18 protein-coding genes and 1 pseudogene are annotated in these 26157 nt (G+C 41.3%); 3 read left to right on the forward strand and 16 right to left on the reverse strand.

Features of this window, described 5'->3' with window-relative positions; all coding sequences use genetic code 11:
* Positions 1–21: 21 nt before the first annotated feature.
* The 6 genes and pseudogenes from AC1D7X_RS18495 to yicI form a co-directional block, all read right to left on the reverse strand.
* A pseudogene (locus AC1D7X_RS18495) lies at positions 22–812 on the reverse strand (AAC(3) family N-acetyltransferase).
* Between the two features lie 233 nt (positions 813–1045).
* Positions 1046–1447, reverse strand: a complete 402-nt coding sequence (locus tag AC1D7X_RS18500; protein ID WP_495455638.1) for a nitrous oxide-stimulated promoter family protein — start codon at positions 1445–1447, stop codon at positions 1046–1048.
* Between the two features lie 67 nt (positions 1448–1514).
* Complete coding sequence (gene bcbE, locus AC1D7X_RS18505; protein WP_495455637.1) at positions 1515–2738, reverse strand: bacillibactin exporter BcbE; 1224 nt, start codon at positions 2736–2738, stop codon at positions 1515–1517.
* A gap of 91 nt (positions 2739–2829) precedes the next feature.
* Positions 2830–5694, reverse strand: a complete 2865-nt coding sequence (locus AC1D7X_RS18510) for a glycoside hydrolase family 3 C-terminal domain-containing protein (protein WP_495455636.1) — start codon at positions 5692–5694, stop codon at positions 2830–2832.
* A 12-nt stretch (positions 5695–5706) separates the two neighbouring features.
* Positions 5707–6687 (reverse strand): phosphotransferase family protein, encoded by a 981-nt coding sequence (locus AC1D7X_RS18515; protein ID WP_495475874.1) that lies wholly within the window; start codon positions 6685–6687, stop codon positions 5707–5709.
* Between the two features lie 422 nt (positions 6688–7109).
* Complete coding sequence (yicI, locus tag AC1D7X_RS18520) at positions 7110–9431, reverse strand: alpha-xylosidase (protein WP_495475875.1); 2322 nt, start codon at positions 9429–9431, stop codon at positions 7110–7112.
* 142 nt (positions 9432–9573) lie between these two features.
* On the opposite strand from yicI, the gene AC1D7X_RS18525 reads away from it, so the two are divergent.
* On the forward strand, positions 9574–10524 hold the full coding sequence (locus tag AC1D7X_RS18525) for an AraC family transcriptional regulator (protein WP_495475876.1): 951 nt from the start codon (positions 9574–9576) through the stop codon (positions 10522–10524).
* On the opposite strand, the gene helD is transcribed toward AC1D7X_RS18525, so the two are convergent.
* The 3 genes from helD to AC1D7X_RS18540 form a co-directional block, all read right to left on the reverse strand.
* Complete coding sequence (helD, locus tag AC1D7X_RS18530) at positions 10521–12872, reverse strand: RNA polymerase recycling motor HelD (protein ID WP_495475877.1); 2352 nt, start codon at positions 12870–12872, stop codon at positions 10521–10523. The genes AC1D7X_RS18525 and helD overlap by 4 nt on opposite strands.
* A 263-nt stretch (positions 12873–13135) precedes the next feature.
* Positions 13136–14974 carry an adenine deaminase gene (locus AC1D7X_RS18535; protein ID WP_495475878.1) on the reverse strand — a complete coding sequence of 613 codons (1839 nt, stop codon included), beginning with the start codon at positions 14972–14974 and terminating at the stop codon, positions 13136–13138.
* Between the two features lie 278 nt (positions 14975–15252).
* Entirely contained in the window at positions 15253–16341 is a 1089-nt protein-coding gene (locus tag AC1D7X_RS18540; protein WP_495455630.1) for an FUSC family protein, read from the reverse strand.
* A gap of 139 nt (positions 16342–16480) precedes the next feature.
* Between AC1D7X_RS18540 and AC1D7X_RS18545 the strand changes: the two genes are divergently transcribed.
* Positions 16481–16939, forward strand: a complete 459-nt coding sequence (locus AC1D7X_RS18545) for a hypothetical protein (protein WP_495455629.1) — start codon at positions 16481–16483, stop codon at positions 16937–16939.
* Between the two features lie 98 nt (positions 16940–17037).
* On the opposite strand, the gene AC1D7X_RS18550 is transcribed toward AC1D7X_RS18545, so the two are convergent.
* Positions 17038–18075 (reverse strand): AI-2E family transporter, encoded by a 1038-nt coding sequence (locus AC1D7X_RS18550; protein WP_495475927.1) that lies wholly within the window; start codon positions 18073–18075, stop codon positions 17038–17040.
* A 311-nt stretch (positions 18076–18386) separates the two neighbouring features.
* Between AC1D7X_RS18550 and AC1D7X_RS18555 the strand changes: the two genes are divergently transcribed.
* Positions 18387–19607, forward strand: a complete 1221-nt coding sequence (locus AC1D7X_RS18555; protein WP_495455628.1) for a foldase protein PrsA — start codon at positions 18387–18389, stop codon at positions 19605–19607.
* 81 nt (positions 19608–19688) lie between these two features.
* Here AC1D7X_RS18555 and AC1D7X_RS18560 read toward each other — a convergent pair whose 3' ends face one another.
* Genes AC1D7X_RS18560 through AC1D7X_RS18585 form a run of 6 tightly spaced genes read right to left on the reverse strand, consistent with a single transcriptional unit; the run spans position 19689 to position 26028 of the window.
* Positions 19689–21173: a tagaturonate epimerase family protein gene (locus AC1D7X_RS18560; RefSeq protein WP_495475879.1), complete on the reverse strand. Its 1485-nt coding sequence runs from the start codon at positions 21171–21173 to the stop codon at positions 19689–19691.
* Positions 21174–21201: 28 nt separating this feature from the next.
* Positions 21202–22467, reverse strand: a complete 1266-nt coding sequence (gene larC, locus AC1D7X_RS18565) for a nickel pincer cofactor biosynthesis protein LarC (RefSeq protein WP_495475880.1) — start codon at positions 22465–22467, stop codon at positions 21202–21204.
* Positions 22464–23144: a nickel pincer cofactor biosynthesis protein LarB gene (gene larB / locus AC1D7X_RS18570; protein ID WP_495455625.1), complete on the reverse strand. Its 681-nt coding sequence runs from the start codon at positions 23142–23144 to the stop codon at positions 22464–22466. The genes larC and larB overlap by 4 nt, the downstream gene beginning before the upstream one ends.
* Positions 23131–23961 carry an ATP-dependent sacrificial sulfur transferase LarE gene (gene larE, locus AC1D7X_RS18575; protein ID WP_495455624.1) on the reverse strand — a complete coding sequence of 277 codons (831 nt, stop codon included), beginning with the start codon at positions 23959–23961 and terminating at the stop codon, positions 23131–23133. Before larE ends, larB begins: the two co-directional genes overlap by 14 nt.
* Positions 23962–23986: 25 nt before the next feature.
* Positions 23987–25264: a nickel pincer cofactor-dependent isomerase, group 22 gene (locus AC1D7X_RS18580; RefSeq protein ID WP_495475881.1), complete on the reverse strand. Its 1278-nt coding sequence runs from the start codon at positions 25262–25264 to the stop codon at positions 23987–23989.
* Positions 25261–26028 carry an SDR family oxidoreductase gene (locus AC1D7X_RS18585; RefSeq protein ID WP_495455697.1) on the reverse strand — a complete coding sequence of 256 codons (768 nt, stop codon included), beginning with the start codon at positions 26026–26028 and terminating at the stop codon, positions 25261–25263. The genes AC1D7X_RS18580 and AC1D7X_RS18585 overlap by 4 nt, the downstream gene beginning before the upstream one ends.
* Positions 26029–26157: the final 129 nt, after the last annotated feature.

Here is a 26157-nt window from a genome sequence, read left to right on the forward strand (position 1 = left end):
ACCACCCTTTCAAAGATGACATCATCGTTTGTTTGCGAATAACTGCTGCATCTGTTCAGACAAGGGTTCATTATCTGAGAAGAGATCCGGAAATACCCCTAGCATTTCTGTAAGTACTTCGGTTAATTTCACAGTGTCACATACACGAACAACAGCATCTCCGAATTCACCAAAATATAAGGCACCCTTAGCTATCATCACTTCTTCAACCTTCCAGAAGTACTCTGACCAAGACTCTCCACAATGTCTACGCGATGGCACTTCCATAACCGTACCGTCGGCTAGAACGGTTTGTAATTTCTCATGATCATCAGTCATCCTACCCGGAATATTAAGCCATTCCTCTACCCCATGTATAAAGGTATTCCTACGAAAGTCCACTCCAATAAGTAGAATAGTTGCTTGTTCATCCAACAACTTACCCCAAGCTGAACCTCTCGCACATGGTGTATCAAATCGTTCATCACCAGTTGTAAATTCCCTAGCATTGCTACCCATTGCCGCTACGGAATGCGTGGGATGCCATGATCGTACGACTCCTGGTCTCTTACGAAACATTTCAGGTAGAATACCAATACACGATGGTGACTCTTCCACATAAAATGTTGGATTGCTAGCATTTATATTAGCCCATGTATGTGTGGGGAGAACAAGCAATCCATCTTTCATGTAATCTCCCATAACGTTAAGGACCGTGTCCGCTCCTCCTTCTACCTCTCCTATACTTTTCATAGATGAATGAACGAGTAAGACACCCTGTTCGTAGTGCCCATGTGATGCAGTTGCTCCAATAGAGTATCATGTGTGTGCATAAATCAATAATCTCCTTTAAGTTACTTCATGATTGAATGATCGTACAGTAAGTCCCCCTAAAACTATTCAACATGTTCAATACAATACCTTCTGGAAAAGTCTTCTATCATGCCCTATGTCGATTACAACTCCAAATATGCAAAAAAAGTCATGGGGTAGGAATAATCCATACCCATGACTCTTAGATTAACAATTTGTCCACGAAAGCCAAGACAACGTTTGTCCATATTGTTTATCCGCGTTTCCGTTTAGAACCAGAACCATCTATCATATGTCTAATCACTATTAACGGGTGGCTCCATAACATGCGTGGCCCAGCATACTTCATAACTGTCTTAATCTGAGCCCGCCGATCCGGTTTATAACAATGAACTGAGCAATGCTCACAAGTTGTTTTCTCCTCACCGAAGCGACAGCGTTCCAGGCGAAGATGCGCATATTGAAGAATATTCAAGCATTCCGTACATAGTTCTACTGTGCCACTTGATGCACTTTTGTTTCGATCATGTCCTTGTCCCATACAATAATTATGGATCATGATTGAAACTACATTCTTCTCTCTAAGGATCCGTGGACCTTTGTTTTCTTTGGTTTGGGTTGGCGTCCGTTGCTGATTACTTGAAGCATCCGGCATAGTTACGCACCTCACTTTTTATGTAACTATGCTAATTATACTTCTAAATTCAGCGTTCAAATATTAACTAAGTCTCACTCTTGTTATCCACTGCTGTGTCTTCCGATGGCTTAACCGCAAATAGTGTTAGTAGTCCACCAACCGCAGCAACAGCTGCCATGATGCCAAACAGAATCCAGTGATTCGCATTCTCTAATAAGGAAACGACTGGAGGCCCTAGAGATACCCCAATAAATCTCATACTACTATATAACGATGTAATCGTTCCTCGTTGTTCTTTATCAATACCTTCTGTAATCAACGCATCCATACAAGGAAGTGCGATTCCAATGCCTGCACCGCAAAGTGAGAACAAACTAGTCACAAAAACAATCTGACTACTAAACCCAATAATGATAAGGCATACAGTTATAAGGGCCATGCCAGCAAACCCTAACCATTTCATCCGTTTCTTATTCTGCCCAATCACTTTCCCACCGATGTAGGAACTCAAGCAAAGTACCGCAAGTGGAATGGCTAACACCAATCCCTTAAGAATACCATCCAGTTTATATTTCACTTCTAAGGTTTCCGATAAATAGAAGAGAACCCCAAATAATATGAACATGCATATGCAACCTACCGCAAAGATCGCATATAACCAACGCCCCTTTTCCTTCAAAATTTCTTTCGTCCCCGCTAGAAACTTCTTCAGCGAGATGTCAGCCTTATCCTTTTTCGGGGTTTTGACAAGAAATATAACGAGCACTAAAGAGATGATACAAAGGATGGGGATACTAATAAAAGGTAGATACCATAACACTATTCCAAGTGCTGCACCCAGTATCGGACTAATGACTTTTCCGAAAGTATTAGAGGTTTCTATGATGCCCAACCCTTTACTAACCTCTTCCTCTTTGTCAAACATATCTCCTACTAATGGAATAACAATTGGAAATGCGCCTGCAGCACCGATTCCTTGCAAAAGTCTTCCGCCTAGGATGATCCAGTAAGCTACCATACCCTCCGTTAACCAAGCTGCACCCGCAGCGACCGCGCCACCTGCAGCGGCAATGATAAGACTAGGGATGATAATTTTCTTCCTACCGAATCGATCTGACAGATAACCTGCGATAGGAATTAGTAATATAGCCACAATCGCATACACTGTAATTAACATACTTACTTTAAAAGAACTAATATGAAGTTCCCTCGAAATCAAAGGTAAAATGGGTATCAGCATGGAATTTCCAAGTGTCATGATGAGCGGAATGGAAGAAAGTGCTACCAAGTCCCACTTCATATTCTTCATTATTAAACCACCTTTAGGTTTCTTCAATCATACCTATTGTGGTTTAATTGTCCCCAACATATTCATGTTTTCGTTAATACATTTTATACTATTAATCATGTGCGTCAATAAAGGTAAAGTGACTCACACTAACCGTCCCCTGTAACATCAGAAATATAGTGTGAATCCCTGCAACATGATCTAAATGACATGTAACCGTAGACCATACTCCGTGATCTGATGGTAGGACCGAGCACTGGCCTATGCCTATTCCCTCAGGACTATCCAGACGAACCTCAATATATCCACCTTCAATCCCACCCGAGACCCGTAATTCTAAAGAATGAACAATCTCCTTAAACTCGACATCTTGAAAGGAAATCCATCCTTGTTCATTCACTGCCCTCACCCCAGTGCGTCCTTCAAGACACTCATCAAGAAGCACATGGTAATAATCATTGTAATTTTCCGCATAGGTGAGCTTTGTGAGATCACGATGAGGGATGATCTCACCTTGGACTTGAACAGTCCTCTCCAAGCGAATATCTTCTGAAGTACTCCCGATCAACAATTTATATGCACCTGATTCCACACAGAAGCGGTCTCTACTTACATCCCAAATGGCAAGCTCAGATACAGGAACTTGAAAGCTAACCTTCCGTCTTTGTCCCGGTTGAAGGTTAATCCGTCTAAAGCCCTTTAACCGTTTGTTCGGCGTCATCACACGCGATACGTGACCACTTACATACAATTGCACCACTTCATCACATAACCTATCGCCTGTATTCTCAATTTCAACCACGATAGTTATCGTGTCATGAAGCTGATAAGTGTGTTGATCCACGATCATATTTTCATATGAAAATTCACTATAGGTTAATCCATGACCAAACGGATATAATGGTTTTCCATCAAAATACATATACGTCAACTTATTTTTGATAATATCGTAATCTAAGAAATCAGCCAGTTGCTCTTCACCTTGGTACCAGGTCATATTCAAGCGTCCTGCTGGACTATAATCTCCGAATAGAACATCCGCGATCGCATTCCCTAGTTCTTGCCCTCCATGAGAGGAATATAGAATGGCCGGTGCTATTTCTGCTAACTCTCCCAAGGCATACGGATAACTTCCTATAATTACGACAACCGTGCGTGGATTAGCTTTACACACTTCTTTGACCAACTCCACCTGAGCAGGTGGTAGTTCAATCCCAGGACGATCTACTTCCTCTTTTCCATTAATGAACGGGTTATTCCCAACAAATACAATAGCAACATCATGGTCACGAGCTGCATCGACAGCTTCCTTAAGCCCATCCGATACCACCTCTTTCGTAAAGCCTGTGGTAGCACGCTGGTCTAACCAATCCTTACTTCCACGTAAAATAGTCGAACCATACTCATCTACTGAAAGTTTAATAGGATGTCCATTCCACGTTTTTATGGTCACGAGATCATCCTCCTGTGAGGAAATGTCTAGCACTTCTTTCACGAACCAACCCCATACTCTCTCCGCAGAAGCATGAAGTGTCAATTCATCATTTGCCGTCACATATAGACCATTCGCCTTGGATTGTAATGTATGACTACCATAACCCCAGTTCGTATGTGTAAATAGCGCTCGATCATCGTTCGCACCATCCGGTTGTGGCATAAGAGGGGTTGTGTTATCCTTCCCTGCAACTACGTACCAACCGCTTCCTACCGTTCTCAGCGTGATCACATCATCCCCACTATGGAAGCTAACATGTTGGTCCAATCCTGCTAATTTCTTTGATATCCCCTCGAATGGGGTAACTGCGTAAGGAAGTGTGCCACTGTACCAATCTGTATATACGATATTACCAAGAGGTCCAATAACCGCGACGCTCTCCGTCTTCTCTTTAGATAGGGGTAATAACCTACCTTCATTCTTCAAAAGGACAATAGACTCTTGCGCTGCTTGATGGGACAACTTACTATGCTCTGAACACATCAGTACAGAATCAGGAATTGCTGCGTAAGGGTTATTCTCTGTTGGATCAAATTGCCCAAGCTTAAAGCGCACATGAAAAATATTACGAATGGCTCGATCTAAATCACCTTCATTTATTAAACCACTAGCGAATGCAACCTTCGTCGCATCGACGACCAACTCTTGTTCATCTGTCAGGCAATCCACACCTGCTTTAAGAGCTCCTGCTACTGATTCCGCATGTGTCGCATGGTACTTGTGATACTCTACCGTCTGTGACAAATCACCACCATCACAGACGATAAATCCGGGCATTTGCCATTCACCCTTCACGAACTGATTCACATAAGGACTCTCAATCGCAGGCGTTCCATTAATTGAGTTATAGGCAGTCATCATAGAATAAGCTCCGCCTTCAACAAATGGCATTTCAAACGCTTTCAAATAATACTCATGCATATTCCGCGGATCAATACTCGAAGAGAAAGTGAGACGATCCACTTCATTATTATTGGCAAAAAAATGCTTCAACGTGGCGACCATCTTGAGGTAGAATGGATGATCGCCCTGCATACCTTTTATTAGAGAGGAGGTTAACATTCCAGTCAAATAAGGGTCTTCTCCATATGCTTCTTCCGTCCGCCCCCAACGTGGGTCTCGCTCCATGTCGACCGTAGGCGCCCATAAAGTTAGGCCGTGATGCGTAGGATCTTTATGATGGAACACTCTTGCCTCATCCCCTACTGCAGAACCAATCGACTTCATCAACTCTGGGTTCCAAGTACAAGCCAGTCCGATCGGCTGAGGGAATACCGTTGCCTCCCCAATCCAAGCAATGCCATGGGCGGCTTCACCGCCCACACAGTAGGCAGGGATACCTAGACGATCAACCGCAGCTTGGCGAGTTGGAATCAGCCCTATTTTCTCATCTAATGTGAGATGTGAAATAAGGTCCTCAATACGTTCTTTCAAAGGCAAAGTATGATTCCAAAAAGAATACCCTTTAAACGTCTGTTCCATTATGAACATCTCCTATAACGATAATTGGGTCAATGCTTGGAACGATTCTAATGCAGCAACTTTCAGTTTATCTGCTTCTTCATGCAGTTCAATTTGCACCTCATGGATATAGAGATTCGTAAAAGTCCATAACATGTCATAGGCTTTTCTCCGAATCATCGCCTGTTTACTTAAATCAAGTTCGATTCCATATCCTTTTATAAACCTAGGGTCATTCTTATATAATACGAAATCAAACTCACAATCCGCGAACATCGCTCGATCCGCATCAATGATTGCTGCAATATGTAGCGTACCCTCTTCGTCTCTTTGGGCAAGTACATTAGGATCCCACAAATCATTATGCACAAGCGAAGGTATCGTCACTTCATCAAATAACACACGATGTGTTAGGAAAAAATTCTGAAATCCATCGATTACCGTTGGTTCAACTAACTCATACTTTCGACAGAGATCTGCCACTTCCGTTGCGAATTGGATCAATACTTCACTCCAAGAGTCCGATCCTACCACCGTTCCATCAGGCTGGGGAAAACCGAATTTGTCTGCTGAGATGTCATGCATCTGGCGTGTACATTGGCCTAGTTCTTCTTGTAAACGATGATATTCTTCCCTTGTGATCGAAGGGTCATTTAATTGAATACTATCTATGAATGTAATTAACATATACGGCCGGTCAATAATAGCGCACGAACCGTCGTAACGCACTACATGTGTACATGGAATACCCTTCTTTGCCATACGCCCATAAGTGACCGGTTCAACAGCCATCATATTCTTCTCAAAAGACAGCAGATGTTCCTTATTTCCGGGGGCAACACGTAGAATAAGCTTCTGCTCGGGAAGAAAACCTTCTATGTAATACGTTGTGTTAAATTGACCCCCTTTCATCATCTTAATCTGCTTCACTTCCGTATTGGGCCCAAATGTATTCACCATAACTTCTCGAATTTGTTCATCTGTCACACTCTGATAGAGCTTAGATACTGCCATGACGTTCACCCAACTCCTTATCCTATGTATTAGAGGTTGTTCAAAAAGCCATCTTTTGATCACGAAGTATGCCAAGAAGCTTATTCGACATCGAATATTGAATTCAGCCGGTCCTTCCGGTGCTCACGTAGGTACTGCCTACGTTCCGCTCCTCACTCCCTTGCTTCATCCAATCTTCTGAAGCGTTTTGAAAAAACGCAGCATCGTAAGCATACTCTTGGTGCTGAAAATTCGACTTTTTGAACACGCACTATTAAAAAAACCGAGTCCACCCGACGCATATAAGTGAAGAGAACTTTGCTGAATAAAAGTCTCATCTCTATATATACATCATCGTGACTCGGTTTTCTATATTGTCAAACACCCAAATTCATGGTTCACATCTCATCTCATACATGAATCAGGCCTTTTCTTTACTTTTATTATACCAAGTTAATCTTCACAGAAGTTGCACCCGCTGCTGGTGTAATTACGACACCATCAACACCGGATTCCGACTTGCCGCCATCTACGGAAGCCACTTCGTTAATACCTCTAAGTACTACGGACCAAGCTTTACCTACGCCATCCGTTGTCACTTCGATAATAGAACCAGAACGTGTTGCTGTAACAGCAAGTTCTTTCTCTGCTTGCAAGTTAACAACTTCAGCTTGTGCTGTTGCACCCTCAGCCAATTGGAACAGGTGAAGGCTAACGCCATCAGCAAAGTCATAATCTGTCTTGTTATCTTGTTGACCTACAGCAAGGATCGTGTTGGATTTAACCATCATTGGTAATGTCATGAAATCATGGTTCTCACTATACCAACGGCTACCTTCAAGAACTTCACCTGTTAAGTAGTTCGTCCAAGTACCTTCAGGAAGGTAATAGGTTACATCGCCTTCTTTATTGAAGATTGGAGCAACCAAGATGGAATCCCCGAACATATATTGTGTATCCAATGGAGCACAAGTTGGATCTTCAGGATATTCAAGAACCATAGCTCTCATCATTGGTAGACCCTTCACAGTAGATTCTACTGCGGAGTTGAATAGGTACGGCATAAGTCTGCATTTCAGCTTAGTGAACTCGCGAACAACATCCACCGCTTCTTCTCCGAACAACCAAGGCACCCGGTACGAAGTACTTCCGTGTAGACGACTGTGTGAAGATAACAGACCGAATTGTACCCAACGTTTGTATACGTCTGGTGCAGCTGTCATTTCGAAACCACTGATATCATGACTCCAGAAACCAAATCCTGAAAGACCTAGAGACAATCCACCACGTACGGTTTCTGCCATCGATTCGTAACTAGCTGAGCAATCGCCACCCCAATGTACTGGGAATTGTTGGCCGCCGACTGTTGCAGAACGTGCGAATAGAGCAGCTTCACCTTTACCGATGTTTTCTTCCAATACTTCAAATACTGCTTTGTTATATAAGAACGTGTAGTAGTTATGCATTTTGACTGGGTCAGATCCATCATAATAAACGACATCTGTTGGAATTCTTTCGCCAAAGTCAGTTTTAAAGCTATCTACACCTTGACCAATAAGAGTCTTCAACTTATCTTGATACCATTTAACTGCAGCTGGGTTCGTGAAATCGACAAGAGCCATACCTGCTTGCCATTTATCCCATTGCCATACGCTTCCGTCAGCTGTCTTAACCAAATAGCCATTTTCCATACCTTCATCGAACAAATGAGACTTCTCAGCGATGTATGGATTAATCCATGCACAGATTTTAAGACCTTTATCTTTCAAACGTCTAAGCATGCCTTCTGGATCTGGGAACATATCCTTGTCCCACTCGAAATCACACCATTGGTACTCTTTCATCCAGAAACAGTCAAAGTGGAATACGGAAAGTGGAATATCACGTTCTGCCATGCCATCGATGAAGTGATTTACAGTATCTTCATCGTAGTCTGTTGTAAAGGATGTTGTAAGCCATAGACCAAATGTCCATGCTGGTGGAAGTGCTGGTTTACCTGTTAATTTCGTGTAATTATTCAATACTTCTTTTGGAGTGCCTCCACCAATAATGAAGTATTCAAGAGATTCACCTTCAACGCTGAACTGTACCTTCGATACGTTCTCTGATGCAATCTCGTAGGATACTTTCTCAGGATGGTTAACGAACACGCCATACCCTTTATTGGAGAGATAGAAAGGAATGTTCTTATAAGATTGCTCAGAACTTGTACCCCCATCTTCATTCCACATATCTACGACTTGACCATTCTTTACAAATGGTGTGAAACGCTCGCCTAGACCGTATACATACTCACCTACACCGAGGTCAAGTTGCTCACGGAAATAAGCTGTTTTGTCAGGAGATTTAATATAACCTGGTGCTCTCCATCCACTACCTGTCACACGTTTGCCTGCGAAGTTGAAATCGATGTTCCAACCTTGTTTTTTATTCACCTTGACACTAAGTTGCCCGCTTGTAAGCTCAGCCACTTCTTCGTCCATTGCGATTTGTACATCTGTTTGCTCTGTGTATAGTTCAAACTCAGGACTTTTCTTCACTTTACCTTTATGATGATTCAATTGAACGCGGATCACATTGGGCATTGGAGAGCTATATGTAGCTTTTAACAATGTACCATTTAGGGTATCACCTTTTGTTTCAATCACTTTAGTTGCTGCATATACGGTCATAGAATCACCAGATTGTGTTATATCACGAATATCTGCTGGATTCTGAACTTCATAGCCTTCGCGGATTTGCCAATATCCATCCGAAAATTTCATATATCTAACCTCCTATGGTTTATACTATAATAATATTGATATAAAACATTCTTTTCTTACGTTATTATGACCAAATGTATCAATATATTGATGTTTTGTTGTAAAAGTACTTACAAATATCCTAAAGGTGGGAACGATTACAATGAATCGAGAACTTTTAAAAGAAAATCGGGTCCACGGAAACCCTATGTACCCCGTTAGTATCTACCCCAATGTCGAGCAAACGGACGAGCAGAATCAAAGTATCATAGACTACCACTGGCATGACGAAATGGAATTTATTGTAGTGAGACAAGGTAGCGCCATATTTCAAATCAATATGAACTATTATGAAGTGCATGCTGGAGAAGGTCTATTCGTCAACAGTGGAGAACTTCATTCGGGTTATGTAGAGAAGGAGCATACGTTTCCTTGTATATTCTCAGCAGTAGTATTTAGTCCCGACCTCCTCCTTAGTCATGCTTTCGATATTGTTCAAGAGAAGTTTATCGATCCATTGCTCAAAAAAAAGATACTCCCACAGCCTCATATCAAAAGAGAGGAACCATGGGAGATCGAAATTCTGGATTATTTAGATAGCATTCTTACTGAAAATGAAGAGCAGTCACTCACCTGTGAACTCACAACCAAAGCACAACTTTATCTCATATTTGCCAAAATGGTTGGACATATAGAACAGACTACGAAAGGTGACCACCGTCCTACTGGAAGTCATGAGAAGGTTGAGCGGATTAAGAATGTTCTTAATTATATTCACAAACACTATCCAGAACCACTCAAACTGAAAGACCTCGCCTCAGAAATCAATATGAGTGAGGGACATTTTTGTCGATTCTTCAAACAAATGGTTCAGAAAACACCTGTAGACTATGTGAACCACTATCGTATACAGAAGGCCTCAAAGTTACTTGAGAACAGTGATAAAAAAATTGTAGATATCGCGATGGACGTTGGCTTCGATAATCTCAGTTACTTCATCACGGTATTCAAGAATCACAAAAGCTGCACACCTTCTCAATATCGGAAGCAATTCTATGAAGGATTAAGTATCAATACGGAAAGTGCTGATATCCTGACAATCCATAGAGTTTAATTTATTAAAGTGTATTTCTCAGTATCTACGTCGGTAATGAAGTGGCTAGGCTCTCCAAGACTATATATATGAAGAAGATGCATTGCACGAGTACAGACGGTGTAGAACAACTTTCGTTCACTTTCACGGGTATAAGTCTCATTTGAGGCGTTATAGATCATGACCGCATCAAACTCAACACCCTTTGCTAAATACGACGGAATAACCAGCGTTCCTTTTACAAAAGAAGGCGTTGTTTTGGTCACTTTTTTCAAAGTTAAATGATCTTTTAACGCCTCATACACCTGCTCGCTCTCCTCAAGCGTCTTACAGATAATCGCTGTATGTTCATAACCTTGAGCATGTAAAGCTTTAACATCTTCAATAATCTTCTGATGCAATTGCTCACGATTTGTTTCGATCACGACCATCGGCTTATCACCTTGTCGATTAAATGGAACAATTGTATCCCCACCAGGCATCATACTGCGAGTGAAATCCACAATCTCATACGTTGAACGGTAACTTCTAATTAGAGATATTACTTCAGTTTCCTGTGGACCATACAATTGCTGAAGCGACTCCATACGGTCTAGAACAGATGCATGTGTATATATTCCTTGGTTCAAATCTCCTAGCGCTGTCATACGAGCACGTGGAAATAATCTTTTTAAATATTCAAGTTGGAATGGAGAATAATCCTGTACCTCATCTACAAATACATATTGGATGGCATTGTTTGTCTGGAAGCCTTTGACTAACTCCTGCAAATACAGATAGGGTGTCGCATCCTCATATGACAACTTGCCTTGCTTCAGATTAGCAATCGTACTCTCACTAATTTCATCCCAATACATAGGTAGTGAATGCATTCCGCTAATGGATTGAAGAAGTTGATGATTCAGAAATAATTCCCGATACAATCCCTTGGCATCCACGAAGCGTTTCCGTTTAATCCATTTACGCACAGGTTTCAGCCATTCATTCACAATCATACGAGCTAAGAGATCTCGTTCCTTCTCATAATCATCATAGGTATCCTTCTTCGCATGTTGTTTCCGTCGAACATGTGTGTAGGCCTTCTGGTACTCATCCGCACTTAACAGGTCAATCTGATTGTCAACCCATGCTGCCTCGCGCTCCTTCTTAGCGAATACTGACAATTCCTTCAGCATCCATTCCCGCATCAATTCAATCCGATTGGCGAGCTTTACACCGGGTTCGAAACTATAGAACTTCTCCTTCATCGTCTCTGAAGATATGATTAGTCTTCCTTGAAATTGTATTGGCCTAAACATCATGCCTTGCGATTCTAGATATACTTTATAACTCGTAATAGCCTCCAAATAAGTAGGTGATGATTTATAGTTAATGGCAGCCTTTTTCACCTCATGGGAGTGCCCTTCGTCCATCTTTAACATCGATTCCATTTGTGCAAATATATCTTCAAGTTCGAATTCTTTTGCCAATCTAAAATCTAAATAAGCTTGAAAAGTGGTCTGTTGCATATTCTCTTCCCCTAATTCCGGGAGTACAGAAGATACATAACTATTAAAGAGCGGATTAGGTGAGAACAGTACGACTTGATCAGCCTTCAAGACAGCACGATATTTGTAAAGTAGATACGCTACACGTTGCAAAGCAGCAGATGTTTTGCCACTACCAGCCGAACCTTGAACCACTAACATCCGACTCTTGTCATTTCGAATCACTGCATTTTGTTCTTTCTGAATGGTAGCTACAATACTCTTCATCTGATTATCTGCGCTATGGCTAAGCACTTGTTGAAGAAGCTCATCACCAATCGTTACGCCTGTGTCAAAGAGAACATCAATCTTGGCATTCCGAATAACGAATTGTCGCTTTAGCTTCATCTCTCCATTAATCTCGCCCATAGGTGTATCATAACTAGCCGGACCTGGAGCTCCATCATAGTACAGACTGGATACGGGTGCACGCCAATCATACACAAGGAATGTCTCATCGTCATTATCCAAAAAGGAGGCTATGCCAAGGTATATTGTTTCATTATGATTGGATCCCTCTTCTTCAAAATCTATTCGACCAAAATAGGGGGATCTCACGAGTAATTTCATTTTCTTCAATGATTCTGAAGACTGAAGATGGCTACGCTCACGTTCTGATAATACTTGTGACTGCTGACGTAGACTAGTTGAGGTCTCTCCTAAGTCATCAGAACTACTAAAGTTCACTCTTACTTCATCCCAGAATTCCTTACGTAAATCTACAACGTCTCCACGAACGCTACCCACTTCACGTTGAAGCTTCTCAATTCTATTCGCGACTTTCGTTGTTATTTCATCGACTCGTTGCTGCTCGTCATGCCATTCTTGATCGCTCGTGCCCATGAATCATTCATCCCCTTACTCGATTTGACAATTAATAAATATTACACTATAATAAAGTTGTATTATTATGCATTTTTAAGTTTTTATTCCAATTACATAACAGTGTCTATTGTAACAATCCGTAGATTAGAAATCAAATTCTATCTTATGTCTTATGTAGCCTAACCAATTATCATGATATATAACATTCAAAACGGATATCATCTATGAAGATGATATCCGTTTTTATGTGATTTGACCTTGCACTTCTCTAAGAATAGCTTCTATTCATTCTCACCAGCAGCATCAAACAATGGAACAATGTCGATGCCATCTGCCGATATCCGGATGAGCCCTTTATCTGATAGACGGATCTCGGGAATAACTACAAGCGCTAGCAATGACAAAGTCATGAATGCATTATTAAGACTACAACCCGCATGCAACAAGGCATGACTTATGGCTTCCGATTGATGTGCCACGGTCTCGAAAGGCTCAGGAGACATCAATCCACCAATTGGAAGTGGGAATGACGTAATCTCACCTTCTGTTACCATAACTACGCCGCCCTGCATTTCTGCCGCTAGGTTTCCTGCTTTAGCCATGAGTTCATTGTCATTTCCTATAACAGTCAGATTGTGACTATCGTGTGCTACAGTCATCGCGATCGCTGCTGGAATATTCAATCCAACACCCTTCAGAATACCCAGTGCATGTCCCCCATTTAACCCATGGCGTTCAAATACGGCCATTGTACACAAGTCATCCGAAGAATGAAGGCTTACATGGTGATCTTCCACTTGCACTTGAACTTTCCGCTCACGTGTATCGACATGATTCTCAACGACTTCAATTGCCTTAGCACCGATTGCCCCGTTAGCTATTGGAGCCTCAATCTTGAAATCCTCTTGAACTAATTTCCGATCCATATGAACAGTCTCGAACGCTTCTTTAGGAATCTGGTATCCTTCCCACGTCGTTGTCATGCGTCCAGCCTCAGCCACCACCTGACCGGATGCAATAGTTACCACTACGTTAACATCCGATATATTTCCATCAAGTAATATAATATCTGCACATGAACCTGGTGTAATCGAGCCAATATCTCTTGCAAGTCCGAAACGTTCAGCCGTATTAATGGTTGCCATTTGGAAAGCCGTAACAGGCTTAACTCCTTGCACAATGGCATGACGTACTACGAAATTCATATGTCCCTCTCTAAGTAGTGACTCCGAACTTCTATCATCTGTTACAAGCATCATTCGTCTAGTATCTATTCCACCTTCAGTATGAGCTTTAATCGTCTCAGCCACATCATGCCATGCGGAGCCTTGACGCATCTTCGCATACATACCCAATCGGATACGTTCAATCACATCTTCTTTAGTCACACATTCATGATCCCCACTCACGCCACTTGCCGCATATACAGGTAATCGCCAGTCATCCGACTTCCATGTGAAATGGCCATCAGCATACTTACCGGCGCGTAACGTCTCCTGAATTTCACGAATCATTCGATCATCCCCATATACAACACCTGGGAAATTCATGACTTCTCCTAATCCAATCATGTCCGGACCCCAGCTAAGCGCTTCTGCTACTTCTTCTGGTCCAATAAAGGCACCTGTTGTTTCGAGTCCCGGATGTGTTGAAGGAACACAAGAGGCCACCTGCATGTACGCTGCAAGAGGTGTAGTTCTAGCTTCTTCTAACATGAAACGCAGACCTTTAAGTCCCATGACATTGGATATTTCATGTGCATCAAAGAACCCACCGGTAGTTCCAAGTGGAAGTACCGCCTTCGCGAATTCTGTCACGGTAAGTTGGGTACTTTCTATATGACAATGCCCATCCAATAAGCCTGGAGCAGCATATCTACCTTGCCCATCAATGACATGCGTGTTCTCATCTAATAAATGACTGATGTCTTTACCTACGTAAGCTATTCTTGAACCTTGTACCGCGATAGACATCTCGGGTATGATTTCTCCAGATATCACATTCACTAATTTAATATTGATGATAGCTAACGTTGCCTTAAGATCTCCACGCGCTGTGGCTACGAGCTCAGGCATACAGTCCGCTAAAGTCGTTCTGTTTGATTGATATGATTGCGTCATAATAAACCCTCCTAAAGTCTTTATTCGATATTAAAACACTTTAAATTTTTATTAACTTGTTATGTATTATAAATGTATGTCACCCTTACGTAAATTAATATTTCATAAGAATGACAAATCCACTCATTTCAGGGCCATATCAAGGTTGAAACGCACATCTAAGTTAAATAATGTTAGATATTGTAACAATACACGCATATAGAAATGCTTAAGCTTCTATGATCTCCTTCGTTACATGAAAAAAGACTACCTTAAATAAAATTAAGATAGTCTTTTCACTATTTTTTCAACTTTTTATTCACCTTTTCCCACAATTTCACTGCGTTTAAGTTAGATTCTTCTTTATCATCATCGTATTTGTGATTATTATCCACTAAGCGATTAAGTCGGTTTAATTGAAACCCATAGTCATACATTGTCGCAGCCACAATAGCTAATCGAAATGATCCTCTACCTTCATGATCCAGATATCGCTTAAATGTCTCTCTGATAAATTCACCACTACTTTCTTCTATCATCAAGGATTCTGTCGTATTGGGCTTTAACTTACGATCAAATTTAAGAAGGATATGTTCATGAAATTTCGTTAGCATTTCAATTTCTTCAATGAATTCCTGATCTGTATTCGATATCCGTTCCGACTGAAAATAATGATCTTCAATCGCTTCTAAGACTTCACGCCCCTTATCTAACGTATGAAGCATTTGCTTATATACAACTAAGTTCCTACTTTCATTAAAAGGGCTTCTTTTCAACTTCTTATGTTCTTCCTCGAATAATATGTACTTATCAGACAGGGATCTAATATCACCTTCTAATTTGTTCTTCTCATCTCGAAATATATTCTCTTTAATCTCATCTGTAATTGACGTCCGAAGTAATAACGACAAGTGATCAAAGATCCCATGCATCTGTCCATACAGTTGCTGCTTTGGTCTCGGAGGAATCACTAATATATTAATTAAAAAAGCGGATATAATTCCAATTAAACTTAGGGAGAATCGATTCAAAGCGAATTCCCATTGGCCTGATGCCTCCATGACGGAAATGACCGTTACTAGCGTTAAACCAATCGTATCCCCCATTTTTAGCTTCAGACAAACCATAATAACTAGAATACAGACAAGCCCAACGGCAATAGGTTCACTTGAAAAGAAATAACCAGCAAGCATCGCAATGATCGCGCCTAAGGTATTGGTCTGAAGTTGATCCAGAAAGTATCGCCATGAACGATAGATCGAGGGTTGCATGGCGAATATAGCGGCTACAGCTGCGATTACCGATGGGGTTAGATTAAGCCAAGTACTTAAATATAAGGCAAGGGTTACCGCAATCCCTGTTTTTAGCATACGAGCGCCAAAAGTCATAGTCATCTCTCCTCTACAATAGGTTATCAATGTATTACCCCACCCACGGGAGATTGATGCAATCATGCCGTTATGCATGAAATTCTAAATAATGTTCATACTAATTCTGGTAAACAAAAGAAACTGGGGTGAAAAAGACATGAACCATATGAGAACCCTTTCTAAGCTGGCATTCTCGACGGTAATCGCTAGTCTTATCGTGTGTAGTACACCATATGTTTATGCTGATCAGGCGGATCCTATAAAAGAAGCTCCCCACCATCAGAAGCCTCACGGAGACCATCATCATGGTGGCATCACTAGAGATGCAGCAAACCTACTTGGTATGGAACGTCAGGATTTATTAAAAGAATGGAAACAAGGAAAAACATTGATTCAAATTGCTCAATCGCATAAGGGATGGAATGAAGAAACGTTTACCCAGAAATTAAGTGATGTAGAGTTCAGAAAGATTGATGAGGCCATCCAATCGGGTAAGTTAACGAAAGAGCAAGGAACTCTAATCAAGAAAAAGTTGCCTGAAAAAATTAAGAACGTTCTGAACCACAAACCTAGTAATCATCATGAACGGATGCCCGGCACTTTCTCGCACCTATAACATGACAACAAACAATCAAGTCCCCAAGTTGTGTATTCCTCCAACTATAAAATCCTAACTATAAAGTTAGGATTTTTGTTTATTTCATATTAGGATCATTATTTCTTCTTAAGTGGAGCAGACACGGGAACCTCTAATAAATCTAAAACAAACATGAAGATTGGCACTCCAAGAATAAGACCCCATACTCCTAAGAAGTGTTCAAACACAATCAGAACCGTAAATGTATAGAAAATGGGTAGATGCGTCTTTGACGACATGAATTTGGGATTCATAAAGTACGCTTCAAATGCATGTAATCCTGCTACCATTAGAAGTACATATACCACTTTGATGACGCCACCAATTTTAAATGCAATAGCACATAATGGAACTAAGGAAACAAAGACTCCTACTACAGGAACCAAACCTAGAAGGAAAATCATAATACCAAGTGCAAATAAATTTGAAAAGCCCATCATCCAAAGAATCGCAGTTGAAATAAGGCAATTGATGATCGAGATAAGGAATTGTACTTCAATAACTTTACCGAATGAAAAGACAAACTTTTTACCAAAGTAAACTAGTTCATCATAGAAATATGCAAACTTGCTATCCTTAAACTTCTTGCTGAATTGCGTAACATTTTCCTTTTCCAACATGAAAAACAAACTCATGATAAGAGCGATCCCTATGTTAAAGCTCCATGTACCAATGTTAGAGATGGTCAATACGATAATGTCCCATCCCTGATCCACATAGCTTGCTACGTCAATCTTATGTGCTGATTCCATTAAATAATTAATAACTTTATTATCCGTCGGTACAAAAGGTTTACTATAAAAGGCGATCACTTGCTGTACAAGATCATTCAACTGAGATATCAACTTAGGAGCATACTTTATTGTGCCTACTGTCAGAACGGTCAGAACTAGAGCATACAGAACGACAACCACGATTAAACCATTAATCTTAAGCCGATTCGTAAGCTTTTGTGTCAAGAAGGAGTGAAGTCGATTGACCAAATAAGTAATAATGAACGTTATTAATAAGAGGTTCATCATACTTCTAAATAAGTAAAGCACTAAAACAAGTGTTACTAAAACAATTAATCTTTTGATTGCTGGGCTTTGAAGTGTTTCTTTAAATGATGTCATCACTTAAGGCTAGGCTCCCCTTGTTCAAGGTATTTTTGTATATATTATAAGCACTTTCAACACACGATTAGCACTAATATCTATTGTATCATTAGAATAACATCATTGAAAAGAGTGATACTCATATATCATCATATTACTGCGTAATAAACATTCATTATTGGTATTCTTTAATCATCCATTCAAACAAAAATTAAAATTTGCTTAAAAAAAATACCACAATTTTATAAACTCTTAAGGATTGATTTCTCAAGTTCTGATACACTAGTATCTAGTAAGCGTGCATATATTTAAAGGAGGATTATAAATTAATGACTGACAAAGAATTAGGGAATCCCGAAAATAACGAAAATAACCCATTGGACGGATCGCCCAAAGAAGAATCAAACCTAGAGAAAAGTACAAGTACGGAGAATGAAGTTGTCGAGAGTGAAGTTATAGAAAGTGAGATTGTAGAACCAGTAGTGGTTACACCTGAACCTGTTAATGATGTAGTCGTAAACGAATCTACTCTTAACACAGAGGAAGCTATAGTTCCACAGCCCTTAGACGATCAATATTTAACAGAGAATTCATCGGCTTCTGTTCCACCATCAAACAACAACACTAGCCGTAATATATGGATGGGTCTTTCTCTTGTGCTCGCTATCGTACTGGTGATCATTCTTGTTAAGCCAAGTGGTGATAGTGCAGCTGTAGCTACAGTGAATGGCGTAGATATTACAAAGGACAAGCTTTACTCCGAGTTAGTTACCCTTGGTGGTACTCAAACATTAGATAACCTCATCACTGAAGAACTTATCGATCAAGAAGTCAAAAAAGCGAATATTACGGTTACTGAAGAAGATTTGACTAAAGAAATCGAATCCGTTAAGAAAAACTTTGCAACAGAAGAAGAATTCAATTCTGCTCTTACGCAATCTGGTATGACTTTAGATGACCTAAAGAACGAAATGAATATTCAAGTGAAAATTCGTAAATTAGTAGAACCACAAGTGAAAGTAACTGATGCTGACATCAAGAAATACTTTGATGAGAACCCAGGTGCTTTCGATACAGCAGAACAAGTCAAAGCTTCACATATTCTAGTGGCTACTAAGGAAGAAGCAGATAGTATCCTTAAAGAAATTAAGGGTGGATCAGATTTCGCTACTGTTGCTGCAGCTAAATCTCTAGATACAGCTTCTAAAGATAACGGTGGAGATTTGGATTTCTTCCCTCAAGGTACTCATGAAGATGCCTTCGATAACGCAGCATTTGCTCTAGAAAAAGATGAAATAAGCGATGTTGTCCAATCAGCTAGCGGATTCCACATTATAAAGGTTACGGATCGCAAAGATGCACATAAAGCAACTCTTGAAGAAAAATCAGCAGAGATCAAAGAACAGTTAACAACTACACAAGTATCAACCTTATCATCCACTTGGTTGGCTGATTTGAAGACAAAGGCTGATATTAAGAACACATTGGATAAAGAAGATGATGCAACAGATACCACTACTACAGATACTACAACTGATACTGGAAAATAAGTATCAGAACAGCGAAAGACCACGTGAGTTGAACTCACGTGGTCTTTTTTTTAGAAACCTCTATTCTATCTCCCAATCAGATTAAACGTTCAATAAATCCAAGTGTTTCCCAATATGAGACTTAAGAGATTGCTCATATTCCGCCTCTTTCTTCTCCAGTGTATCGAAGAACTCATCACTAAATATAGCCTTTCCTGTTTCGTCCTCTGCCTTCAGCAAAATGCCATATGTGATATGAAGCAGTTGACGGGCATCATCCTCTTCCATGTACTCCGGTAATTGTGCGTCAGTTACTTGCTCTAATGGTTTAATTCGCGCTATATTCGTTGTCACATGGTAATATGCTTTGGCTTCTTCAAAATGTTCTAACGCGTACGCATGCATTCGACGATACAGGGATGGATTCTCCTTCGCCACGGTTCTTACGGCTTCTAACCAATTGGTTCCTGCAGTCTTCACGTGGAAGCGTCCCTTCGTATGCTTCGCTATGATCGGAAACACGCTTAATTTGTCACTTCCAGAATGGATACTTAGTTTATATCCGAAATGATCCGCAATTGCTGCATGAATTCGTAACTCTTGTTCGAATTGTTGAATATCTCCGATGTAATCAATTCCTTTTTGGAATTCCCCACAGAATCTTGGCGCCATACTGAAGATATCGACCTGTTGACGGTCTAATTCTGCTGCTACGAAATAGTGAGCTTCCGGTGAAGTTGGCGTCACGGTCTCATCAATTGAGATTTCAAAATCGATAGCACGATCCACGGGTTGAATATATTTTTCGAAGATGTACACCATGAATGGAATGGCTTCACCATAGATTAGGACACATTTCATGAATTCTATACGATCGAAGACAACCTTCTCTTCCCCTACTTGAATAGATTTATCTAGATATCTCTCTTCATAATCTTTACGTTTCTCTTCAGGTACAAGTTCGTAACGCACAAGCAACTCTTGATCATCAAGATCTTGAATATCACTTGGAATCTTCTCCGAAGCATCTAGCGTTAGCATCGTGAATCCCAAGTCTATCGACATCTGAATATCCGACTCTTCCTTCAAGTGATCTCCATCAGCACCATATCCATCTCGATAACCCTCTTGGAACGCTGCATAACTAGCTGTATCTAGCACATCTTGATAGGTTCTACCGGTTAAAGCCAGCTCACGAATACTTTGCTGTGCAAGGATCGGGGATACAGGACGACCACGTAATGTTGCTAAATGTCCGGGACCCGCAAGTCCAAGCCGATCTCCTAATCCAAACGTAGTAGACTTTTTCCCAAAAGCTTTGGGTGATAAATGCGTGAAATACTTGGCAAGCGTTAATCGATTCTTATGAGTTAAAGGGCATAGCTTATAATCATCATGAATTTCGCCTTCTAGTTCATCATAAAGTTCGCCAACTCCGACGGCCATAATGAATTTCTTACTGTCCACCTTAAGCATGAGCAAATGAACTTCACCATGGTTGTGGAGTGAACGATCATAAATTTTCACACCTTGGGGTGACGCTGATGCTACACGACCTTCTTTTAACACTTGCGAGATTTCATTCATGATTATAATCCTCCCATATCTTAAAATATTATGATTCACCTTGGTTCAAGCGTTTCGCAACCTCGTCATATATAATCTTGATGGGAATTCCGTGTGCTCTCGCTGCTGTGGCAGCCTCTTCGTACTCTGGGGATTGGTGGATAATCGCCTGCCCTTGCAAGGCTTGCTTCACTTGAATACTCCCGTACTTCGTATCGACTTGGATAAATCTTCGATCTAATATTTTGCGAGACCATTCACTTTTACGAACACCAAAGGTCGTCGTTTCTCTTAATAAGGTCTCTTCACATTGTTCAACATGATCGGGCAAAGATAATACGGTTACTAACACACCCGGTCTGTTTTTCTTCATATAGATCGAGGTGAAATAGACGTCTAATGCTCCAGCATCCATTAAACGTTCCATAGCGTACGCCATCATCTCACCTGTACAATCATCTAGTTGCGCCTCTAGTACATGAATCATTTCCCTAGATTGAAGATCAGGTTGTTCAATGAGACATACTCGTAACACATTAGGATGCGCGAAATCTTTCGTACCTGCTCCGTAACCCATTCTTTCGATCGTTGTCGCAGGGAATACGCCGAACCGAGTCGATAACGCTTTTAGAATTCCAGCTCCTGTAGGCGTAGTTAATTCACTCTCTACCGCAAAATCATCCAAAGGAATCCCTCGTAATATCTCTAATGTAGCAGGCGCTGGAATCGGATACAGTCCATGTGCCATGCGCATCCTTCCTCGACCCGTCGGGACAGGTGAAGACTCGATGATATCGATATTAAGATTCTCAAGTGCCAGACACACACCAACAATATCTATGATTGAATCCATAGCTCCCACTTCATGAAAATGAACATCATCCGGGCTCATCCCATGAATCTTCCCTTCCGCGATAGCAATCGCCCGGAAGATTTGAATGCTTCTGCTCTTCACTCGTTCAGGTAACTGAGATTCTTCAATATCCTTAATAATTCCGGAAGCTTTACGATGAACATGATCGTGACTATGATCGTGACTGTGTCCGTGATCATGACTATGATCGTGGCTGTGCCCGTGATCATGACTATGTCCAATGTGAATTACATCTGACTCTTTTCCAAATTGGAGTATTAATGTCTTCGCTGACATTCCCTGTTTCACGACGGACTCAACATCCATATCAAAGGGGTCAAAGGGAAGAAGCTTCAGGTAGTCGCGGATATAATCGATATCTGCTCCAAGGTCAATCAGTGCTGCTAAGGCCATATCTCCGGCAATGCCTGCAAAACAATCAAAATAAAGAACTCTAGTCATCTCTTGCTCGCCTCCGCTACCAATTGTTGAATGATGGCCGCATTGTATCCCGCTCCAAATCCGTTATCAATATTTACAACCGAAATGCCCGCTGCACAAGATGTCATCATCGATAACAATGGGGTTAATCCTTGAAAATGGCATCCATACCCAACAGACGTGGGCACAGCAATAACTGGCCTTCTTACAAGCCCACCCACTACGCTCGCCAATGCGCCTTCCATCCCCGCAACGACGATGACAACATTGGCACTTTGAATATGCTCACGATGGGCTAATAAACGATCAATACCCGCTACACCTACATCGTAAATTCTCTCAACAACACATCCCATCCACTCGGCCGTAATAGCTGCTTCTTCGGCCACCGGCATATCTGAGGTGCCTCCACTTAACACGGTAACTTTACCCTCGAACAGACGCTCTGTTATCCCATAGGTAAAAATTTGTGATATCTCGTGATAGACTCCTCCAGGAAATAATTCTATTAAATCTGCAGCTGACTCTTGCGGGAGTCGGGTAACCATAGCACGACCATGATTCTCAATTAACCGAGTAACGATTAACTTGATTTGTTCTGTCGTCTTCCCTGCCCCAAAGACCACTTCGGGAAATCCTGTTCTCTGTTCACGATCTGTGTCTAGCTTACAGAACCCCATATCTTCAAACGAGCTCATGGCTACCTCCTCGTTCCAATACACGATTCATACTGCCGCTCTTATATCCTGAAAGATCCATTGTAACGAACTCATATCCGATCGTACGTAATTGGTTAGTAATTTCACTACCCAATTCGATTAACCGACTCATATCATGTTGTTCAACTTCGATCCTTGCAATGCTGTTATGAGTTCTAACGCGAACCTGCCGAAAACCTAGCGAGAGAAGATAGTCTTCTGCTTGATTCACTTTGCTTAATTTTTGGAGTGTAATCGTCTCCCCATAGGCAATTCTTGACGACAAACACGCGAAGGAAGGTTTATCCCAGTTCGATAATCCGAGCACCTTAGAGAGTTCACGAATCTCTGGTTTGAATAATCCTACTTCCTGAAGAGGACCACGCACCCCATATTCACGCGCGGCTTTGACGCCTGGTCGATGTTCGCTCATGTCATCTGCTATAAGTCCAAATACTAAATAGTTATACCCCTCAACACTATCATTGATATAAGGAAGTAACTCTTCAAATAGATTTCTTTTGCAGAAGTAACAGCGATTCTCTGTATTCTCCACATAACCCGGAATCGATAGTTCTGAAGTATATACCACCTTGTGCGGTGCTCCCAATTCTATAGCAATCGTCTTCGCTTCTTCTAATTCGCGAGATGGATAGGTTTCCGAATCTGTTGTAACGGCCAATACATGCTCAGGTCCAAGCGTATCAAGAGCTACCTTTAGCAGAAGCGTACTATCTACCCCACCTGAGAATGCCACAACAACACGCTTCATTTCGATTAATATTTCTTTTAATTTCTCATGTTTGTACTTAAGCATTAGGCACATCACCGCACCTTTCGTTTCATTTACTTAAATACCCCTCTTGATCAAATGGCCAGTCGTAAGGTTCACTAACAATCTCTATTTGTGGATTATTTATTGCTTCTGCAAGTAGTGTCTCAGAGATTTCGATCTCTCCAAGATGGAGAGTATCCCGTATTCTAGCTAATCTGCATTGATGGAAATCAAGAATATTACATGTTTTGACTGCCGCTTTAATCGCATCTCGATCGTTTCCAAGTGTTGTAGCTTGCTTCGTGGGAGCACACACGGTAGACGTTAGTCCATTGGCATACGTAGCAGGCCAGTCAGCCTTACTTACTAATCTTTGAGTCGTAAAATCTGCTGTACCCACGCCATTAGCGTTCCCTTGAGATTCTGGTGTTAAATCTAGCACGACCATCTTGTTTACCTCAGGTCCACCGTGTGCATACGGTGTTGGATATCGACCCGTCACATTCGGATCCATACCATCCCCGCTAATATTTTTACCGATATAATCAATCACAAGGACGTCTAAATGCGAGAACAACAGTTGAGGCAAGCGCTTCTTCGCTTCAAGTAGGAGTTCTGGTTCACGCTGCTCCATTTCTGCTGCTGGAACGACTTCGATTCTGCATGTCTGATCGTAGGCATTCTCAATCAAGGCAACACCGAATATAATCGGGAGCTTATCTATCATTCTCTTCGCCATAGCAGGAACATTCTCTGCCATGTATTTAAAACCTAATTGGTGCGTGGCTTCAGCACCTTTTTGTTTACCGAGTCCAATGGCGATCATCTTCAACAGACCACTTTCAATAGGTCCACGGAAAGCCGTATGAGGTTTCACACGGTTAATCACGACAATGGCATCGGCTTCCGTTGCAGCTATTTTATCAACATATACAGGTAGCCCATTTGGAAGTTGGTCAATGAGGACAACCTCCATAGACGAACGGACGGGAACTCCCATACGTTGTTCATCTATACCTAAGTGTGCAAGAACGTCACGCTGTCCTTGGTCTGTTGCACCACCATGACTTCCCATGCATGGAACTATAAAAGGTTCTGTACCCGCTTCTTTCAATTCGTCAATGACACACTTTGTCATTTCATCAATCTTGTATATGCCGCGGCTACCAACAGCTACAGCCACCCTGCTTCCCTTAGCAATCTTCGGGACACAACCAGATTGATCTAGTTTTATTTTCAACTCCGCTATGGGATCTTCTAGCTTGGTGTCATCGAATTTCTGACGAATCTTGACCATCCGAGGCATAGGGATATCTTTTAACATTTGACTTAATAAATCACTCATATCGTCATCGCTCCAAACCCACCATCTACACGAATTAGCGCTCCCGTAACAAATGATGACGCTTTCATAGATGCTAAATATATAATCGTTCCTTGCAGTTCTTCAGGGTTCCCGAACCGACTCATGGGGGTGTGCGTCATAATAGAATCGATACGTTCAGGAGATAGAATCTTCCGATTCTGTTCCGCAGGGAAGAACCCTGGAATAATAGCATTTACTCTAATATGATGGGGGGCAAGCTCACGAGCTAGAAACTTCGTTACGCTGTTAACTCCTGCTTTAGATGCAGAATAAGTAAAGACTTTGGATAACGGCGGATCAGATGATACGGAAGAAATATTAATAATCGATCCTCCCTTACCCTGCTCAACCATGTGATGTCCAAAGATTTGACTAGCCATGACAACACTTTTCAAATTTACATCCATAATGTTATCCCATTCATCCATACGAAGTTCAAAAAAAGGTGTTGAACTATTACTACCAGAACAGTTCACTAAGGTATCAATACTTCCCGTCCATGCTACGACTTGGGCCAGCACGTTTTTAAGATCATCTTCCACCGTAACATCGGCTTGGAAAGTCTGTGCCTCACCCCCAGCATCTTCGATCCGTTGCTTAACAGCATTGGCTGTCTCAAGGTTACGCCCAACGATGGCTACTCTTGACCCTTGAGCCGCAAGACCTTCAGACATGGCCCCTCCAAGTACACCATTTCCACCTATAACGACTGAAGTTGTCCCTGTTAGATCAAATAGATTCATCATACAATCCCTCCATGGTAAACTAATACCTGACAATAACAACGTTGTTATTGGTAATCATAACCGACTTTTTTTATACTGTCTACCACTTTAATTGAAGTAAATCACTTATCGTTTTGGTTTCTCTAT

This window comes from Paenibacillus sp. Y568, assembly GCF_059445545.1.

Bases quoted from the DNA above. Each gene is read 5' to 3' on its own strand.
- AC1D7X_RS18515 (WP_495475874.1), bottom strand. From the start codon at position 6,687: ATGGCAGTATCTAAGCTCTATCAGAGTGTGACAGATGAACAAATTCGA.
- AC1D7X_RS18585 (WP_495455697.1), bottom strand. From the start codon at position 26,028: ATGAATCTATTTGATCTAACAGGGACAACTTCAGTCGTTATAGGTGGA.
- yicI (WP_495475875.1), bottom strand. From the start codon at position 9,431: ATGAAATTTTCGGATGGATATTGGCAAATCCGCGAAGGCTATGAAGTT.
- AC1D7X_RS18510 (WP_495455636.1), bottom strand. From the start codon at position 5,694: ATGGAACAGACGTTTAAAGGGTATTCTTTTTGGAATCATACTTTGCCT.
- AC1D7X_RS18525 (WP_495475876.1), top strand. From the start codon at position 9,574: ATGAATCGAGAACTTTTAAAAGAAAATCGGGTCCACGGAAACCCTATG.
- AC1D7X_RS18540 (WP_495455630.1), bottom strand. From the start codon at position 16,341: ATGACTTTTGGCGCTCGTATGCTAAAAACAGGGATTGCGGTAACCCTT.
- AC1D7X_RS18550 (WP_495475927.1), bottom strand. From the start codon at position 18,075: ATGACATCATTTAAAGAAACACTTCAAAGCCCAGCAATCAAAAGATTA.
- larE (WP_495455624.1), bottom strand. From the start codon at position 23,961: ATGCTTAAGTACAAACATGAGAAATTAAAAGAAATATTAATCGAAATG.
- AC1D7X_RS18560 (WP_495475879.1), bottom strand. From the start codon at position 21,173: ATGAATGAAATCTCGCAAGTGTTAAAAGAAGGTCGTGTAGCATCAGCG.
- AC1D7X_RS18500 (WP_495455638.1), bottom strand. From the start codon at position 1,447: ATGCCGGATGCTTCAAGTAATCAGCAACGGACGCCAACCCAAACCAAA.
- AC1D7X_RS18545 (WP_495455629.1), top strand. From the start codon at position 16,481: ATGAACCATATGAGAACCCTTTCTAAGCTGGCATTCTCGACGGTAATC.
- larB (WP_495455625.1), bottom strand. From the start codon at position 23,144: ATGAGCTCGTTTGAAGATATGGGGTTCTGTAAGCTAGACACAGATCGT.
- helD (WP_495475877.1), bottom strand. From the start codon at position 12,872: ATGGGCACGAGCGATCAAGAATGGCATGACGAGCAGCAACGAGTCGAT.
- AC1D7X_RS18555 (WP_495455628.1), top strand. From the start codon at position 18,387: ATGACTGACAAAGAATTAGGGAATCCCGAAAATAACGAAAATAACCCA.
- AC1D7X_RS18580 (WP_495475881.1), bottom strand. From the start codon at position 25,264: ATGAGTGATTTATTAAGTCAAATGTTAAAAGATATCCCTATGCCTCGG.
- bcbE (WP_495455637.1), bottom strand. From the start codon at position 2,738: ATGAAGAATATGAAGTGGGACTTGGTAGCACTTTCTTCCATTCCGCTC.
- larC (WP_495475880.1), bottom strand. From the start codon at position 22,467: ATGACTAGAGTTCTTTATTTTGATTGTTTTGCAGGCATTGCCGGAGAT.
- AC1D7X_RS18535 (WP_495475878.1), bottom strand. From the start codon at position 14,974: ATGACGCAATCATATCAATCAAACAGAACGACTTTAGCGGACTGTATG.